Origin of the sequence: Actinosynnema sp. NPDC020468 (genome assembly GCF_040642015.1) — a bacterium.
GTDB lineage: Bacteria > Actinomycetota > Actinomycetes > Mycobacteriales > Pseudonocardiaceae > Actinosynnema.
Genome location: NZ_JBFAEO010000016.1, coordinates 14050 through 30153 on the forward strand (window position 1 = coordinate 14050; position 16104 = coordinate 30153).

The window sequence follows — 16104 nt, forward strand, 5'->3', positions numbered from 1 at the left end:
CCGCGCCCGGCCGGGAGCCGGACGCCACCGGCCACCGCCCGCGCGGGGCTGGTGAGGGCAGCCGGCCGGTTCGCCACCCGGCGGTTCCACGCGACGCCGCAGGCAGTGGGCGGTACCGGCAGGCGGACACCACCGGTCGCCCGAACCCGGCCCGCGAACGCCGCGCCGGCCCACACCCCCGAGACCCGGAGGTTCCGCGCGACGGTCGTCACGACCCCACCGCCGAAGGCACCGGCCGGTAGTCGCCGCACACCGCCGGCAACCGGACCCCGTTGGCCGCCAACGCCTGCACCCGGCTCGTGAACGCCGCGCCGGCCAGCAGGTTCGCCGCCACGTCGGCCACCCGGCGGTTCGCGGGCGCGGCCAGGTAGGAGCCGCGGACCCACTCGTTGAACGCGCCCATCGCCGGGCCGCACCACACCTGGAAGTCCGCGGTCCTCTCCGGGTCGCCCACCGACGCCCAGCGCGAGGCCATGCCCAGGTACCAGCGGAACACCAGGGCCATCCGGCGCTTCGGGTCGTCGGCCGCGCGGCGCAGCTGGTCCGGGTCGCGGCGGGTGAAGTAGCCCACGACCTCGTCCCACACCTCGGCGACCGGGCGGCGCAGGATCTGGGTTTCCAGCCGCTCCTTCTCCGCCGCCGGCAACGACTCCAGGCCGTCGTAGGTCCGGTACAGCTCGTAGAGGCGCTTGGCGCGCATCGGGAACAGCGTGCCCTTCTTCAGCACCTGCAACTCCACGCCCAGCTCGAACATGTCCGCCGCCGGCGCCATCTCGCAGTCCGCCGCGCCGGCCGTGGCCAGCAACGACCGCGCGGTCTCCGAGGTGCCCGACTCCAGGCACGCCTGGTTGACCGAGCCGGTCACCACGTAGTCCGCGCCCATCGCGAACGCGGCGGCGGCCGCGTGCGGGGTGCCGATGCCACCGGCCGCGCCGACCCGCACGGTGTAGCCGAGTTCGTGCCGCACCACGTCGCGCTGCCGCACGATCGACGGGAACAACACCGTCAGCGGACGGCGGTCGGTGTGGCCGCCCGAGTCGGCCTCGGCGGTGATGTCGTCGGCCAGCGGCACGTGCCGGCCCAGTTCGGCCTGCTCGGCGGTGATCAGGCCGTCCGCCAGCAGCTGCCGGACGATCGCCTCGGGCGCGGGCCGCAGGAAGCGGTCCGCCACCTCGACCCGGGACACCTTCGCGATGACCCGGTTGTGCGCCTGCACGCCGTGCGGTCCCCTGGCCAGGCCGGCGAGCCGGTACCGCACGATGTGCGGGGTCAGGTCCATGAACGCCGAGGCCTCCACGCACCGCACGCCGTGCGCGAGGAACAGGTCCACCGCGGCCCGCTCCAGCGCCTCCTCGCTCGGGCTGTGGATCAGGTTCACCGCGAAGGGCAACCCCGGGATCTCCTGCCGGAACCGCCGAAGCGCCGCCTCGACGCGTTCCGGCAGCAGGCCGGCCGCGCCGAACGAGGCCAGGAAACCGGCCCGCGCCAACGCGATCACCAGGTCCTCGGAGGCGATCCCGCCCGCCATCGCGCCGGCCAGGTAGGCGTGCCGGACCCCGTGGTGGGCGCGGAACTCCGGTGAGCCCAACGACTCCGGGGTCAGCGGCCCGACCGCGGCGACCACGATCGAGTCGTCGGCCGGCCGCACCGCGGTGACGCCGACACCCTGGTCGCCGCGCACCACGTAGCACGGCTCGGCGAGCCTGGTCAGCGTCTCGTAGACGCCCTCGGCGTCGGTGCGCACCACCGAGGTGGCGCCGATCGTGGCGGTCATCGCGCGTCCTCCCACTCGGATTCGCCCAGCTGCACGGCGACATCGGTCAGCTCGTAGATCCGCAGGCCCGGCCCCTCGCCGGTGGTGTGCCGCCACACCGAGGCGTCGGCGACGACGACCACCCGGCCGCCCTCCCGCCGGACGTCCTTGACGTGCAGCTCGAACGCCATCTCGGCGTCGGTGCGCAACACCTGGCCGCGGTACTTCCAGCCCATCTCCACGCCGCGCGGCAGGCCGAACGCGGGTTGGGCGAACCCGTCGCCCAACCCGGCCTCGATCGCGAACACCTGCAACGCCTGGATCACCGCCTCCACCCCCAGCGAGCCGGGCATGACCGGGTCGCGGTGGAAGTGGCAGAAGAAGTACCAGTCGTCGTGGTCGATCTTGCGGGTGCCGCGCGCGTAACCCTTGCCGTGCACGCCGCCGTCGACCACCAGGTCCACCGAGTCGACCAGCCTGGTGTGCCCGTCGGAGAGCCGAAGCGAGCCGCGGAACCACCGGTCGTCGGTGCGCACCGGCAGCGTGCGACCGTCCACACCGGACTCCTCGAGCCAGGTGCGGGTGAGCTTGCCGCCGTCCAGGCCGACCTGGTTGGCCAACGCCTCGGCGCTGAAGTAGCCGAACAGCGACTCACCGACGTAGAACACCTCGTCGTCGGCGGACAGCTCGTAGCGGAACTTCTGGAGCGTCGCGCCCGGGACCGCCTGGCTGGACAGCATCTCCGACCGGTGCCGGACGGTGCGGCCGCGCAGGTCGATCTCCTTGGTGTAGGTGGCCTGCCCGTCCAGGTTGCGGATGCTCAGCTCCTCGTCGGGGCTCGCGAGCGTCGCGCCGAGGTAGTAGCCGAGCAGGATCGCGGCCTGGAGCGAGGACTCCATCAGGATCGCGTTCACCGGCTGCGGCACCGAGTTCTCGTGGAAGTACCACGCCTCGGGCGGGCAGTCGTACTCGGTCTCCATCCGCGCGCCGGGCTTGAGCACGCCGCGGGTGCCGTCCAGGCGCATGATCCGGTCCACGAACCGGAAGTCGCCGTTGGGGATGTAGGGCGCGCGGCGGTTCGCGTAGATCTCGAACTCCGGGCCCATCGCGGTGGCCAGGTCGCCCTTGGCCGCGTGCGACAGGTGCAGCTCGTTGATGAACGCGACCTCGCCCCGGTGGTTGCGCCGACCCAGGAACGGCGGCACGCCACCGGTTCCCGGCCGGTACGGGGTGCCGGGCTTCTCGCTGACCCGGATGCCGAAGTCACGCATGGAGATGATGGGCTTGTCGCCGTCGTACACCACGATGTCCGCGATCACGGTCGGGCGCGGCAGCAGGGTGACGTCGGTGATCTCCACGTGGTACCGGATGTCCGGCGTCGACGGCGTGATCTGGCCGCGCACCTTGACCTCGGTGTGCAACCCGGGCACGGACTGGAACTCCGCGTCCGGCAGCACCAGGTGCAGGCCCAGGTACATCGCGTACACCTGGAGCAGCTGCACGCCGCCCTCCGCGACCAGCGAGCCGGCCAGCACCGGGTCGCCGGTGAAGTGGCAGCGGAAGTACCAGCCGTCGGGGTCGAGGTGCTTGACGGCGGTCAGCTCGCCCAGCCCGCGCGGGCCGCCGAGCCGGTCGATCGCGGTGATCTCGTCCACCATCCGGAGCATCTCGCCGGGCAGCCGCAGCGACCGGTTGGAGCCGTCCGCGGTCTGGTCCCAGCGCGGCCCGAAGACCTCGCCCGGTCGGCCGGCGGCGAGCAGCTCCAGATCGGTGCGGGACAACGAGGTCCGGTCGGTGCGCTCCAGCGGGGTGAACCAGGCGCGGGTCATCGCGGCCCGCCGCCTGCGGTCGGCCTCGGTGGTGACGACGCCGAGCGAGTCGTCCAGCTCCGCCGGGCTGAAGAACCCGGCGCACGCGTCCAGCAGCTCGAGGATCAGCTCGCCGTCGGCGTAGCACTTGTAGTTGAAGAAGAACAGCAGCGTGTCGCCGTTCCAGACGAACCGGTCGATGCGGATATCGTAGCGCAGGGTTTGCCCGGCGCGCGGCAGACCGCCGTGGAACACCAGCTTCGAGTCGAGCAGCCGGTAGGCGCGGCGGCCCTCGTTGCGGAAGTCGATGCCCAGGTACGCCACCAGCAGCAGGTCGCACTGGCCCGCCTCGATGGTCACCGCGCACGGCGCGAGCCCGTCGACCAGGTACCAGGCGTCGGCCGGGATGTCGTACTCGGTGGTGATGGTGCTGGGCTCGAACACGCCGGTGCGGGCCTTGATGTCGGTGACCCGGCTGACGAACAGGTACGGCGGCTCGGGCAGGCGCACCCGCACCGGGTAGGTGTCGACCACCGCGAACTCGGGGCCGAAGACGTTCGCCACCTTCCCCTGCGCGAACTCCAGCAGGTCCGCCTCGTCCCACACCGCGTTCGGGTCGCGCGGCGCGGGCGTCGGCACCGGGATCGGCCCGGTCGGCGGTGGCGGGGTGCCACCGGTTTCCAACGCGCGCAGTGCCTGGTCCAACAGCGCGTCGTGCAGGCGCAACGCGTGTCGGTGGGCCTGGGCGACGGTGGAACCCAAGGCGCGCAACGGAGTGCGCGCGAGGGTGGCGACCGGCGCCTCGCGGGCCGGCCACACCGCCACCGGCGCCGGCTCCGGCGCGGCCTGCGGCTCGCGCTGCGGCAGCGGCACCGGCAGGTACACGAACGGCTCGCCGTGCACGGTGATCACGTCCAGGTCCTCTCTGCTCACCGGAACGACCGTCCTGGCCGCGACGAAGGGCGCCGCGGCGCGGGCCGCGCGCCGGACGACCGACTCGCCGCCGACCGCGACCGAGTGCCGGAACCGCGGCGGCACCGGGGTTTCCACGCCGAACAGCACGTCGAGCCTGGCGTCCGCGCCGTGGCTGACGAGCCGCGCGAGCGCGGCGGCGAACGCGGTCGCGGTGCTCGCGCCACGCCGGTCGAGCGACACCGCGACGTGCGGTCGGCCGCGCAGCGTCTCGCCGATCCACCGGGTGCAGGTGGCACCCGGCCCGACCTCCACGAAGTAGCGGAAACCGCGGTCGTGCGCGGTCGTGGCGAGGCGGGCGAAGTCGATCGTGGTGCACAGGGTGCGCGCGATCCGCCGGCCGATCTCCGCGCGGTCGGCGGTGGCCGCGGTGTCGTAGTCGTACGCGGACAACAGCTCGAGGCCGGCGGCCGGCGAGCCCAGCGGGTAGTCGTTCAACGCCGCCAACGCGTCCAGCTCACCATCCACAATGGAGCAGTGCATGACGTGGTTCGCCGGAGCCTTGGCGGATTTCGCGCCGAGCCGCTCGACGACCGCCTTGACCGCGTCCGGGGCGCCCGCGATCACCACCTCCCCGGGCGTGTTGACGTGCGTCAGGTACACCCGGTCGGTCAGCGCCGCGCGGACCTCGTCGGCCGGCGCGAGCACCACGTGCGTGGCCCAGACCTTCTCCTCGTCCGCAAGCCCCCAGAGCCTGCGGACGAGGTTCTTCGGACCGCGCAACTCGTCGCGGAACAGCGGTGTCGCCGCCAGCGCCGCGTCGTCGCGGGCCGCCGCCGACCAGACGTCCAGCGCGAACAGCATGCTGGACTCGCCGAGGCTGTAGCCGAAGCCGCCGTCGGGGCGGATGCCGAGCACGTCCCGGACCGCCCTGGTGTGCAGCACGGCGAGGTTCGTGCCGGCCGCGAGCATCACCGGGATGTCCTCGACCAGCGCGGACTCGTGCCGCATCAGCTCGGTGCGGTTCAGGCCGAGCGGCGCCGTCGGGTGCAGCGCGTCGAGCTTGAACCGGTCGCGCGGCCGGTCCGCCTCGGCCTCGAAGTCCCGCAGCAGCCCGGGGAACAGCCGGAACAGGTCGCGTCCCGCGCCCGGGTAGGTGGTGAACGCGCCGGGGTAGACGAACGCGACCTTGCCCGCGCCGACCGGTTCGGCGGCGCAGAAGCTGCCCGCCGGGGTGGACCAGTCGCCCTGCTTCGTCGGCAGGTCGCGGGCCGCGAGGGTCAACTCCTTGCGCAGACCCTCGACGTCGGCCGCGACGAGCACGGCCGTACGGGCCTTTCGTGGTCGGGTCACCCGGTCCCGCACCAGCGCCAGGCCGTCGCCCGTCAGTTCGTCCAGGCACGCGCGGGCCTCGGCGGCGAGGTCGGCCGGGGTGTCGCCGTGCAGCGGCAGGATGAGCACACCGGGTCCGTGCGCCCAGTCCACGTCACCCCAGACCGCGCCCGCCGAGAGCCGCACGCTGGAGGTGCCGGCGTGGACGGCGGCGGTGCGGCGGTCGGTCCGGTGTTCGCGGACCCACGGCCGCGGCTGGTCGAGCAGCACGAAACCGTTCAGGCCCCCGGTGTTCCGGACGGCGTCGCGGAGCGCCTCGGGCGCGGGCGGCAGGTCGGCGTGCCGCAACGACTGCACGACGGCGGCCACGCCCGCGAGGACGCCCGCGTGCCGGGTGTCGCCGACGAGCGGCACGACGGCGGACAGCACGCCGCCGTCGTAGTGCTCGGCGAGCCCGGCCAGGTCGACCGGGCCTGCCACCTGCACGTGGTCGACGTGGTGCTTCGCCCTGCTGTCGAAGGAGATCGCGTCGAGCGTGACCTCGTCGTCGGTGCTCGGCCGGGTGAGCACGATCGCGACCGCGCCGTCGCCCAGCACCTCGGCGGCGCCGTCGGCGGTGCGCGCGGAGGCGAGCGTGTTCTCCGCGCCGGCGGCCAGTTCCACCCCGCCGACCAGGACGGCGTCGATGGTCGGGTCGAGCAGCAGCAGCCGGGCGACCTCCAGTGCCCGCGCGCCGCCGGTGCCGTCGGTGGAGAGCGTGAACGACGGTCCGGTGAGGTTGCGTGAGGAGGAGATCCGACTGGCCATCACGTTGCCGATGAAGCTGAGCACCTCGTTGGCGCCGATCGGGTCGTGCACGGCGTCCCGGACGGCGGCCTCCAGCCGGTCGAGTTCGTCGGGTCGCAGGGTCACCCCGGCCCGCCGCACCTCGTCCCGCACGTGCACCCCGATGTCGAACCGCGCGCGGTGGCTGTGCGCACGGGCGTCCATCTCCATGGCGATGACGACGGCGACCCGGGTGGGCGGCAACTGCTCGGCCCGGGTGGCGGGGTCGGGCGCGGGGTACCCGGCCTCGGTGAGCGCCTGCTCGGCGGCCTCGAACAGCAGCAGGTGCTGGGGGTTCGCGTCACCGAGTTCGGCGGGCGGGATGCGGTAGGTCCGCACGTCCACCTCGACCCGGTCCACGTAGCCTGCCTGGTCGGGGGTGGCGACGCCGGGTTCGAGCCCGTACCAGCGGTCGGCGGGTCGTTCGACCAGCCGCGGCGTGCCGGACCGCACGACGCGACCCCACTCGGCCGCGTCGCGCACCGGGCCCAACCGCACACCCAGGCCGCGCACGGCGAGCCGGGGTGGGGTCACCCGCTGCGGCGTGCCGTTGGCCCGCTCCACGGCCGACACCGCGCCACCGAGCGGAACCCCGTCCGAGGTCGCCCCACCCGGCCCGGTCGCGCTCGGCGTGCCCGGGGTGTGCGGTGGGTCGGTCGGGGTCGACAGCACGACGTGGGCGTTCGTGCCGCCGAAGCCGAAGGCCGAGACGCCCGCGGTGCGGACGCCGTCGGACGGCCAGGAGCGGACCGCGCGGACGATGCGGTCGGCGGCCGACTCACCACCCTGGGGGCGAATCGGGTCGGTGACGCCCGGGGTCGGCGGGATGACCCCGTGTTCCATGGCCAGCAGGACCTTCAGGACGCTGGTGAAGCCCGCCACCGTCAGCAGGTGGCCCACGTTGCCCTTCACCGAGCCCAGCAGGGGCACCCGGTCGCCGAAGAACTCGGTGATGCCGCGCAGTTCCACCGAGTCGCCGAGCGGGGTGCCGGTGGCGTGGCACTCGAGGTAGTCCACAGTGGACACGTCGACCTCGGCGTACGCGCGGCGGTAGGCGTCGACCTGGCCGCGCACGTTCGGGCTGAGCAGGTGCGCGCCCGCGCCGTCGTTGCCCAGGCCCACCGACCGGATCACGGCCCGGATCCGGTCGCCGTCGCGCTCGGCGTCGGACAGCCGCTTGAGCACCAGCACGCCCGCGCCCTGACCGGTCACGATGCCGCTGCTGTCGCGGTGGAACGGCGTGCTGACGCCGTTGCGCGGGAACGCGTTCAGGTCCGAGAACGACAGGTGCATCAGCAGCGGGTCCGGCGCGCACACCGCGCCCGCGAGCACCACGTCCGCCGCGCCCGTGCCCAGGTAGTCGCGGGCCAGCGCCAGCGCGTACAGGGTCGACGAGCACGCCGCGTCCAGCGCGAGCCGCGGGCCGCCGATGCCCAGCGCGTCGGCGACCACCGTCGCGGGAGCACCGGAGGGCCACAGCGAGCGCGGGTCCGGCCCCGCGGTCGGCACGGCGGCCGGCAGCGGGAGTCCGGCCTGGCGCAGGCCTTCCGACACCGCCTCCCGGATCAGCGGCACGCACAGCCGCACCGACTGCTCGGTCGGGAACGAGTAGTTGCCCAGCACCAGGCCGGTGCGGCCGAGGTCGTCCTCGGCCAGGCCCGCGTCGGCCAGCGCGCGGCGGACCACGTGCAGCGGCCAGCGGACCACCTTGCCGAGGCCGTGCAACTCCTCGGCGGGCAGCCGCAACCCGGTCAGGTCGATCTCGGGCTCGGTGACGAACCCGCCCCGGGTCGCGGTGACCCGGTGCCGGTCGTCGCCCCAGCCGCCGGGCACGGACGGGTCCGTGCCGAACACCTCCGGGCCGCCGTCGACGCGGTGGTCCGCGCCTTCGAGCAGACCGGACCAGAACTCCTCGGGCGAGTGCGCGCCGGGCAGCAGGCACGCCACCCCGACGATCGCGACGGGCTCGCTCACCGCTCCCCCTGTCCGAACTTCGCCGCCAGCGCCGCGCTCGGCACGACCTCGACACCGCCGAACCGGAGCAGCACGCGGCCGTCCGGCGCGCACGCGGTGACCGTGACCCGGGCGTCCGGCTCGGGTTCCACGACGATCGCGAACGGCGTGCCGTCCGGCAGCGGCGCGTGCACCCGCACCGAGCCGACCGCCGTCGGCAGGCTGTGCCGACCGGTGGTCCGGTGCTCCCGCACCAGTGCCGCCTGGAGCAGCAGGTCGGCGAGCACCGGGCTGTAGTCGCCGCGCCGCCACGCCCCGTCGCCGATCTCGGCGTCGGGGAGGGTGGCGCGCAACACCAACCGTCCGTCCACTTCGGACACGATGCCGGTGATGCCGCGCAGGCCCGGTCCGTGGAACAGCACGCCCTCGGCGTACGGGTCGTACGCCTGCGCCTGCCCGGAGACGTCCCGCAGGGTCGCGGGCGTCGGCACGTCGGCGGTCGGCGTGCCGCGGTAGCGCGGTCGGCCGCCCTCGTCGCGCACCAGCACGTGGTCGGGGCCGGCCACGAAGTCCAGCACCTGCCGGGTCCCGTCCAGCACCACGCCCTTGAGCACGGCGAAGTCGGTCAGCACCCGGTCGCGCAGGAGCGCGCCGATCGCCGCCGTCGCCGGCAGCACGGGCACCCCGCCGAGGGCGTGGTCCCGCAGCACCGGGTCGTCGGCCGACGGGAGCGCCCGGCGGACCGTGCCGGTCGAGACCGGCGTGGTCTCCCGCGCGGTCAACGGGGTGTCCGGGCCGATCACGGTGACCACGTCCGCCGACCGGGCGGTGGTGAACTGCTCGGTGAAGAAGTCCACGCCCGCCTGGAGCGGGATCAGCGTGACACCGCGTTCGGCGAACATGCGCTCCAACTCGGGCGTGACCATGCCGCCCGCCCACGCGCCCCACACCACGGAGGTGACGCGGCTGTCGGGCAGTCGGCCGCGCAGGCTCGCCGCGACCCGGTTCAGGGCCTCGTTGGCCATCGCGTAGTCGGACTGGCCCCGGTTGCCGAAGAAGCCCGCGACCGACGAGAACAGCAGCACGTGCCGCAGCCGGTCGTGGTCGAGCGCGTCCAGCACCGACTTCAGGCCGTGCAGCTTGGTGGCGAGCACCGCCGCGACGTCCTCGGCGCGCTTGTCGGTGATCAACTGGTCGGCGAGCACACCCGCGCCGTGCACGACACCGGTGACCCGGTCCCGGTACGGGGCGAGCACGTCCCGCACGGCGGCGGGATCGGTGACGTCGACGGCCAGGTAGTCGACCCGCGCGCCGGTGTCCGCCACCGCGTTGAGCGTGCGGTCGACCTCGCGCTGCGCGACGGTGGCGCGGAAGACCTTCTCCACGTCCCTCGGCAGCGGCTTCGCGCCCCGCGCACGGGCGTGCGCGACGATCGCCGCGCGCAACCCCTCCTCCGGCACGCCGCGCAGGTGCGCCGGCTCCTCCTGGCGCGCGGTGCGGCCGAGCAGCAGGAGGTTCGCGCGGTAGCGCCGGGCCAGGCCGATCGCGCACGCCGCCGTGACGCCGCGCGCGCCGCCGGTGACCACGAGCAGGTCCCCGGTGCCGGGCTCGGCGATCGGGGATCCCTGGGGCAGCAGCGGTTCCGGCTGGTCGCCGAGGGTGAGGCCGCGTCGGGTGCCGGTCGCGTCGACGCCCACCTGGGTGCGGGTGGCGTCGAGGTCGTGCAGTTCGGCCAGCAGCGCGGCGGCGGCGCGGTCGTCGGACAGCGCCGGGTCGAGGTCGACCGTGCGGGCGAACAGCGCGGGCGCCTCCACGGCGAGGGTGTTGACCAGCCCGGACACCCCGGCGGGCAGCGCCCTCGCACTGTCCACACCGGACAGTCCGAGCAGCCCGTCGACCCGGGTGACGGTGACGAAACCGGCGCGGTGCGGCCGGCGTTCGAGCGCCTGCTGGGTCGCGCCCGCCACCAGGAGCGCCTCGGACAGCGCGGCGGTGCCCTCGGACCAGCCCGCCGGGTGCTCCGGAAGCACGTGCAGCACCAGGTCGGGCTCGGCGTGCTCGCGGGCGACCTGCCACCCGGCCCCGGTCAGCGCGGTGTCGATCCGGTCGGCCAACGACGTCCGGGCGCCGGAGAGCAGCGCGACCGGCCGCGTCCCGTAGACGTCCAGGACCTGGTCGACGGCGGGCAGCGTGGTCAGGCGCGCCTGCATCCGGCCGATGCCGGGCGCGCCGTCAGCTTTTGGGAGATCGGCCCCCTCGCCGCCGACGAAGCCGACGATGTCCTGCAACGTCCGCAACTCGCCGAGCCGTTCCGGTGACGCGGACTCGCTGCCGGGGAACCGGTCCCGCAGCTCGCCCATGATCTCGACCCGCTTGATCGAGTCGATGCCCAGGTCCGCCTCCACGTCCATGGACAGGTCGAGCATGTCGGCCGGGTAGCCGGTCTTCTGCTCGATCACCGCCAGCAGCACCGACTTCACGTCCGAGGTGGACGGCGCGGCGGGCGCGGCCGGAGCTTGAGCCGGCGTCTCGGCCGGTGCGGGAGTACCGCCGACGAACTCGATGATGTCGTGCAGCGTGCGCAGCTCACCGAGGCGTTCCGGTGACGCGGACTCGCTGCCGGGGAAGCGATCGCGCAGCTCGCCCATGATCTCGACCCGCTTGATCGAGTCGATGCCCAGGTCAGCCTCCACGTCCATGGAGACGTCGAGCATGTCGGCCGGGTAGCCGGTCTTCTGCTCGATGACCGACAGCAGCACGGTTTTCACGTCGGCGGCGGGTGGGGTGGGCGCGGCGGGTGGTGGGGTGGGCGGTGCGACCGGTGCCGGTGCCACGGGCGGCGCGACGGGCGGCGCGGGCTGGGGTGCGAGCGGCGCGGCGGGCGCGGCGACCTCGGGGGTCGGCAGCGACCGGGTGTCCGGCACGAGCGGCGGCGCGGCGGTCAGGGCCTGCGGGGTGGCGGGCCGGGCGAGTTCGTAGCGGGCCGGCTCGCGGGTCAGCCGCTCGGAGGGCGCGTAGGTCGGGACGCCCGCCTCCAGGTGCGCGAAGCCCAGCAGGACGTCGCTCGCGTGGATGTGGCTGCGGCCGATGGCGATGCTGTGCTCGGTGACCGAGTGGATGCCCGCGACCGCGAGGTCGGTCAGGCTGCCCTGGCGGGTTTCGTGCTCCAGCACGCCCGAGAGCCGCTCGGCCACGCGCAGCTGGCTGTCCAGGTAGTCGCGGTGCAGGGCGAGGTGCTCCCAGGCGACGCCGGCGCCGGCGGGAAGCGGGGCGGCGGGCGGAACCTGCTGCGGCACAACGGCTCCGTTACCGGGCTGAGGGGACGAGGAGTGGGCGACGGGCTGCGGCACGGCCGACCCGTTGCCGTGCTGGGTCGGCTGCGGCACGCCGTGGCCGTTGCCGTTCGCGGTCGGCTGCGGCGCGTGGCCGTTGCCGTTCTGGGCCGCGGCCGAACCGTTGCCGTTGCCGTTCGCGACCGGCTGCGGGGCGTGGCCGTTGCCGTTGGCGTGGTCGCCGTTCGCCGCGCCGTGCGCGGGCACCGGCGTGGTCGGGATGCGGTAGCCGTTCTCCAGGGCGTCCCGGTAGGCGCGTCGCCGCTCCTCGGGCACGTGGTTCACACCGGTCAACGCGACCCTCATTCCCTTGGTCTCCTCGGCCTCCGCGATGGGCGCGGTGTGCCGGTCGGGGTTGGTCAGGGTGATGCCGAGCACCGCGAGCCTCGCGGTCAACTGCTTGATCGAGCGGTCGCCGTCCTTGGCGGGGCCGGCGTCGGCGGACAGCACCACCACGTCGGCCGCGTCACCGAGGACGCGTCGCACCAGGCCGGTCAGCACCGAGCGCGGGCCGAACTCCACGAACACCCGGTAGCCGGCGTCGTACATCTGGCGGACGCGGGCCGCGAAGGCCACCGGCCGGGCCAGCTGGTCCACCAGCACGGCGCGGTTGGCCGCCACGTCGGGGCCGTACTCCGCGCCCTCGGTGTTCGCGTACACCTCGGCCACCGGCTCGCGCACCTCCACGGCCGCCACCGCGGCCCGGAAGTCCTCCACCGCGTGCGCCACGAACGGGGTGTGGAACGCCGCCGCCACCGGCAGCACCCGCGCGTCCAGCCCGGCCTCCCGAGCCGCCGCGACGAACGCCGCGACCTCCGGCGTGCCACCGCCGACCACGGTCTGCTGCGGCCCGTTCAGGTTGCACACCAGCACGTCCGGGTGCGCGGCCAGCAACGCGGCCAGATCGTCCACATCGGACTTGACCGCCGCCATCGAGCCGCGGTCGGCGGCGCCCTCGGGCAGCAGCGCCATCGCCCGACCGCGCGCGGCGGCCAGGGTGTGGAACTCGTCCTCGGTCAGCGAACCGGCCGCCCACAGCGCGGTCAGCTCGCCGAAGCTGTGCCCCAGCACGCCGTCGGCGCGGAAGCCCAACCCGGTCAGGTAGCGGAACTGGCCCGCCGACAGCGCGCCGATGGCCGGCTGCGCGTAGTCGGTGCGCCGCAACGACTCCTCCTGCCGCGCCGCCACGTCCGCGCCGAACGCCGGCGGCGGGAACACCACGCGGCCCAGCGGGTCGGCCGGGTCCGAGCGCAGCGACGCCGCGTCGAACGCCTCGCGCACCGGCGGCAGCGCCAGCGCCGCGCCCGCGCCCATCCCGACGTACTGGCTGCCCTGACCGGCGAACAGCGCGGCCACCCGACCCGTCGACGCCGCCGACCGCCGGTAGTACGCGCCACCGGGCAGCTCGAACTCCGCGAGGTCCGGCTTCGCGGTCAACCGGCGTGCCGCGTCCGCCCGCAGCACGGCCAGTTCCTCGTCGGAGGTCGCCACGATCGCCAACCGCGCGTGCGCGGCGGGCACCGCGTCCCACGAACCCGACGGCGTGCTCTCCAGCGCGGCCACCAGGCCCGCCGCGTCCGGCGCGTGCCACAGGTGCGCGGTGGCCGTCCGGTGCGTCACCAGCAGGTCCGCCGGGCGCGGGTCGTGCTCCTCCAGCACGCAGTGGAAGTTGGTGCCGCCGAAGCCGAACGACGACACCGCCGCCCGCCGCCGGTCGCGGCGCGGCTCCAGCAACCACGGCGTGGACCGGGTGTTGACGTAGAACGGCGAGTTCGGGAAGTCCACCGCCTCGCGCGGCGCCGTCACGTTGATCGTGGGCGGCAGCACCTTGTTGTGCAGCGCCAACGACACCTTGATCAGCGCCGCCGCGCCCGCCGCCGCCTTGGTGTGCCCGATCTGGGACTTCACGCTGCCCACGGCGGCGAACTGCTTCTCGTCCGAGGCGCCCGCGTACACGTCGCGCAACGCGGTCAGCTCGGTCAGGTCGCCCAGCGCCGTGCCGGTGCCGTGGCACTCGACCAGGCCCACCGACTCCGGACCGACGCCCGCGTCCGCGTACGCCCGGTGCAGCGCCACGACCTGGCCCTCGCGCCGGGGCGCGTAGATCGACTTGAACCGGCCGTCGCTGGAGCTGCCGATGCCGCGCAGCACCGAGTAGATCCGGTCGCCGTCGCGCTCGGCGTCGGCCAGCCGCTTGAGCGCCAGCATGCCGACGCCCTCGCCGATCAGCGTGCCGTCGGAGGTTTCGTCGAAGGGCCGGATCTGGCCGCTCTTGGACAGCGCCGGGGTTTTGGAGAAGCACAGGTACATCAGGATCGTGTTCTCGGCGTCGCACCCGCCGGTGATCATCAGGTCGGCGCGCCCGGAGACCAGCTCGGACGCGGCCATGTGCAGCGCGGCCAACGAGGAGGCGCACGCCGCGTCCACGGTGCAGTTCGTGCCGCCGAGGTCGAACCGGTTGGCGATGCGGCCGGCGACGACGTTGCCGAGCATGCCGGGGAACGAGTTCTCCTCCCACGGCGCGAACGCCTTCACGAACTTGGCCGCGATCTCGTCGGCGTCCCGGTCGGACAACCCGACGCTGCGCACGACCTCCTTGAGCACCGGCGTCTGCAACCGGGTGGCCAGCGGCTGGGTCAGCGAGTTCGCGCCGGTGATGCCGAGCACCACGCCGGTGCGCGACGGGTCGTACCACGTGCTGCCGACGGCGCCCGCGTCGGCGAGGGTCTGCTTGGCCACCACGAGGCTGAGCAGCTGGAGAACGTCGGTCACCTCCAGGGAGGTGGGCGGCAGGCCGAACTCGAGCGGGTTGAACGGCACGGTCGGGATGAACCCGCCGCGCTTGGCGTAGGTCTTGTCCGGAGCGCTCGGGTCCGGGTCGTAGTAGTCGTCCACGTTCCAGTGCGTGGCCGGAACGTCCTCGATGCAGTCCCGGGCGTCGACTACGTTGCCCCAGAACTCGCGCAGGTCTCCGGAGCGCGGGTAGAGCGCGCCGAGACCCACGACGGCGATCGGTGTGTCGCCGAGGGGGGTGTGCTGGTTCATCGCGGAGGTCTCCATGCTGTGGGGGCAGCGGCGGTGTCAGCGGGAGAAAGCGGGTGGGCTCGTCACGCCGGCCAGCACCGCGAGGGCGGCGGGGTCGCGGAGCATCGAGTAGTGGTCGCCCGGGCACGGCGCGACGACCAGCCTGGTGGTCAGCGCCGACCACCCGAGCGGGTCCGGTGTGGCCAGCAGCCCGCGTTCGGGCCGGACCAGCCAGGTCGGCACGTGCACCGGCGTCGGTCGGTGCGCCCTGGACAGGGAGTTGTTGCGGCGCAAGCCGTCCGCGTAGGCGGAGAACACCTTGCGCAGGCCGGGCGGGCCGGTGCCGGGCAGCAGCGCGCCCGACTCCAGCCCCGCCGCCAGCACGAGCGCGAGCCCCGCGTCCAGGTCCGCGCCGGTGAACGGCGGCACGTCCACCGGCCGGCCGCGCTTGGCCGCCAGGTACATCGCGAACCAGTCGAGGACCAGCCCGGAGGCCAGGTCCTCCTCTCCCGCGGTGTACTCGGGCACCGGCGCGATGCTGTCCAGCAGCACCAGCGTTTCCGGCCGTTCGCCGGGTTCGAGCCGGGAGACGGCCGCGTGCGCCACGACGCCGCCGAACGACCAGCCGGCGAGGGTCCAGCGGTCGGGCAGGTCCCGACCGCGCAGCACCTCGACCACCCGGTCCGCGAGCGCGTCGATGGACGTGTCCGCCGTGCCGCCGGTGAGGGCGGCCTGGAAGTACTCGGGCACCTGTTCCAGGTCGACCACGGTCAGCGACGCGCCGGGGCGCACCGCCTCGGCGAGGTCGGCGTAGTCGGCGGCGCGCACGGCGCCGGGGTGCACCAGCACCACCGGGTGCGGGCCTCCGGGCGGGAACTCCCGGACCAGGCTAGACCGCGGCGCCGTCACCGGCCCGCTCCGAAACGATGTGGCGGGCCAGGTCCGCGATGGTCGGGTGGTACCACAGCGCGGTGGTTTCCAGCTCGAATCCGAGCCAGTTCTCGAGTTCGCCGGAGAGCACCAGCGCCTCGGTCGAGTCGAGGTCGAACTCGTCGAAGTACTGGTCGGTGCGGACCTGGTCCGCGGGCACCCCGAGGCGGTGCGCGATTTTGCCGACCAGCCATTCCTGGACGGAGTCAACGGTGAGTTCGGACATGTTTCTCCC

At 74.2% G+C, this 16104-nt stretch carries 5 protein-coding genes; all 5 read right to left on the reverse strand.

The genetic code is table 11. The features are described from left to right. Nucleotides 1-208: 208 nt before the first annotated feature. The 5 genes from AB0G50_RS14005 to AB0G50_RS14025 are packed head-to-tail and all read right to left on the reverse strand — an operon-like array spanning nucleotide 209 to nucleotide 16095. On the reverse strand, nucleotides 209-1774 hold the full coding sequence (locus AB0G50_RS14005; protein ID WP_360106995.1) for a PfaD family polyunsaturated fatty acid/polyketide biosynthesis protein: 1566 nt from the start codon (nucleotides 1772-1774) through the stop codon (nucleotides 209-211). Further along, on the reverse strand, nucleotides 1771-8604 hold the full coding sequence (locus tag AB0G50_RS14010; protein ID WP_360106998.1) for a beta-ketoacyl synthase N-terminal-like domain-containing protein: 6834 nt from the start codon (nucleotides 8602-8604) through the stop codon (nucleotides 1771-1773). Before AB0G50_RS14010 ends, AB0G50_RS14005 begins: the two co-directional genes overlap by 4 nt. Further along, complete coding sequence (locus AB0G50_RS14015; RefSeq protein WP_360107001.1) at nucleotides 8601-14960, reverse strand: SDR family NAD(P)-dependent oxidoreductase; 6360 nt, start codon at nucleotides 14958-14960, stop codon at nucleotides 8601-8603. Before AB0G50_RS14015 ends, AB0G50_RS14010 begins: the two co-directional genes overlap by 4 nt. A 36-nt stretch (nucleotides 14961-14996) precedes the next feature. Then, entirely contained in the window at nucleotides 14997-15848 is an 852-nt protein-coding gene (locus AB0G50_RS14020; RefSeq protein ID WP_360107004.1) for a thioesterase domain-containing protein, read from the reverse strand. Then, complete coding sequence (locus AB0G50_RS14025) at nucleotides 15829-16095, reverse strand: acyl carrier protein (RefSeq protein WP_360107007.1); 267 nt, start codon at nucleotides 16093-16095, stop codon at nucleotides 15829-15831. The genes AB0G50_RS14020 and AB0G50_RS14025 overlap by 20 nt, the downstream gene beginning before the upstream one ends. Between the last annotated feature and the right edge of the window lie 9 nt (nucleotides 16096-16104).